Genomic DNA, 2,541 nt, shown 5'->3' with positions numbered 1-2,541 from the left:
AGAACCTGAAACCATACGCTTACAAGCGGTCGGAGCCCATTAGGGTGACGGCGTGCCTTTTGCATAATGAGCCTACGAGTTACCGTTGCTAGCAAGGTTAAGGACTTCAGGTCCGGATCCGTAGCGAAAGCGAGTCTGAACAGGGCGCTTAAGTTAGTAGTGGTAGACGCGAAACCGTGTGATCTACCCATGGGCAGGTTGAAGCTGTAGTAACATACAGTGGAGGACCGAACCGGTTGACGTTGAAAAGTCTTCGGATGACCTGTGGGTAGGGGTGAAAGGCCAATCAAACTCGGAAATAGCTCGTACTCCCCGAAATGCATTTAGGTGCAGCGTTGGTTAATAGTTTTATAGAGGTAGAGCTACTGATTGGATGCGGGGGCTTCACCGCCTACCAATTCCTGACAAACTCCGAATGCTATAAAATGATGACCGGCAGTGAGGGCATGGGTGCTAAGGTCCATGTCCGAGAGGGAAAGAACCCGGACCATCAGCTAAGGTCCCCAAATGTATGTTAAGTTGAACTAACGCGGTCGAACTGCTTAGACAGCTAGGATGTTGGCTTGGAAGCAGCCATTCATTTAAAGAGTGCGTAACAGCTCACTAGTCGAGCGGTTCGGCATGGATAATAATCGGGCATAAACATATTACCGAAGCTATGGCATCGATAAGATGGGTAGGGGAGCATTGTAGTGTCGTCGAAGGTGTACTGCGAGGTATGCTGGAGAAGCTACAAAAGAAAATGTAGGCATAAGTAACGATAATGCGGGCGAGAAACCCGCACTCCGAAAGACTAAGGTTTCCTCAGCTATGCTAATCAGCTGAGGGTTAGTCGGGACCTAACGCGAACCCGAAAGGGGCAGTGGATGGACAACAGGTTAATATTCCTGTACCTGCTCACGCTAAAAGTGACGGAGGCGAAAATTTGGTGCGTGCTGACGGAATAGCACGTTGAAGGGAGTAGTAATACCCCGATAGTACACCGAGACTTCGGTCAAGGTGATAATCCAGAGGATCGACTTCCAAGAAAAGCGAGTGAAGCAGCCCGTACCCCAAACCGACACAGGTAGTTGGGATGAGAATTCTAAGGAGCTCGAGAGATTCATGGCTAAGGAACTAGGCAAAATAGACTCGTAACTTCGGGAGAAGAGTCGCCGCCCCTCGGGGTGGCCGCAGTGAAAAGGTCCAGGCGACTGTTTATCAAAAACACAGGGCTATGCTAAATCGAAAGATGACGTATATGGCCTGACACCTGCCCGGTGCTGGAAGGTTAAGTGGAGGGTTTAGCTTCGGCGAAGATCTCAAATGAAGCCCCAGTAAACGGCGGCCGTAACTATAACGGTCCTAAGGTAGCGAAATTCCTTGTCGGGTAAGTTCCGACCTGCACGAATGGTGCAACGATCTGGACACTGTCTCAGCCATGAGCTCGGTGAAATTGTAGTATCGGTGAAGATGCCGATTACCCGCTGTGGGACGAAAAGACCCCGTGCACCTTTACTATAGCTTAGTATTGGTTTTGGATAAGTAATGTGTAGGATAGGTGGGAGACTTTGAAGTGGCGTCGCCAGGCGCTGTGGAGTCATTGTTGAAATACCACCCTTTGCTTATCTAGAGTCTAACTCTCTTAGGAGAGGACAGTGCTTGGTGGGTAGTTTGACTGGGGTGGTCGCCTCCAAAAGAGTAACGGAGGCTTCTAAAGGTACCCTCAGCACGCTTGGTAACCGTGCGCAGAGTGCAATGGCATAAGGGTGCTTGACTGAGAGACCTACAAGTCGATCAGGTTGGAAACAAGAGCATAGTGATCCGGTGGTTCCGCATGGAAGGGCCATCGCTCAAAGGATAAAAGGTACGCCGGGGATAACAGGCTGATCTCCCCCAAGAGCTCACATCGACGGGGGGGTTTGGCACCTCGATGTCGGCTCGTCACATCCTGGGGCTGGAGAAGGTCCCAAGGGTTGGGCTGTTCGCCCATTAAAGTGGCACGCGAGCTGGGTTCAGAACGTCGTGAGACAGTTCGGTCTCTATCTACAGTGGGCGTTAGAAATTTGAGTGGATCTGACTCTAGTACGAGAGGACCGAGTTGGACAAACCTCTGGTGTATCAGTTGTTCCGCCAGGAGCATTGCTGAGTAGCTACGTTTGGAAGGGATAAGCGCTGAAAGCATATAAGCGCGAAACCCACCACAAGATGAGATTTCTTTAAAGGGTCGTGGGAGATTACCACGTCGATAGGCTACAGGTGTAAAGGCAGTAATGTCACAGCCGAGTAGTACTAATAACCCATAGGCTTATTGTACGCCTGTTTTTTTATAAGTTCAATAGTATTATTAGGTTCATGTACATCATCTCCGGATGTTTTTTCAATATGTTAAGATATTATCTTTCTTTGATAGAAAGAGATCCCGCACCAAGTGCGGGACTAAAGCTTAAGGTGGTTATAGCGATGGGGCTCACCTCTTACCATTCCGAACAGAGAAGTTAAGCCCGTTAGCGCCGATGGTACTGCATCCGTGGGAGAGTAGGTCGTCGCCTTTTTTGAAGA

General features: G+C 49.6%; 2 rRNA genes. Both read left to right on the top strand.

The features are described from left to right. A 23S ribosomal RNA gene (locus EM932_RS20565) occupies positions 1–2,295 on the top strand; the annotation flags it as partial. A gap of 131 nt (positions 2,296–2,426) precedes the next feature. Further along, positions 2,427–2,534 (top strand): 5S ribosomal RNA (gene rrf / locus EM932_RS20560). Positions 2,535–2,541 lie beyond the last annotated feature (7 nt).

The sequence above is a fragment of the Flavivirga rizhaonensis genome (genome assembly GCF_004791695.1).
In the GTDB taxonomy this organism is placed as follows: Bacteria; Bacteroidota; Bacteroidia; order Flavobacteriales; family Flavobacteriaceae; genus Flavivirga; species Flavivirga rizhaonensis.
Note: the sequence above shows the minus strand (reverse complement) of the source record. Positions and strands in the feature narration are given on the sequence as shown.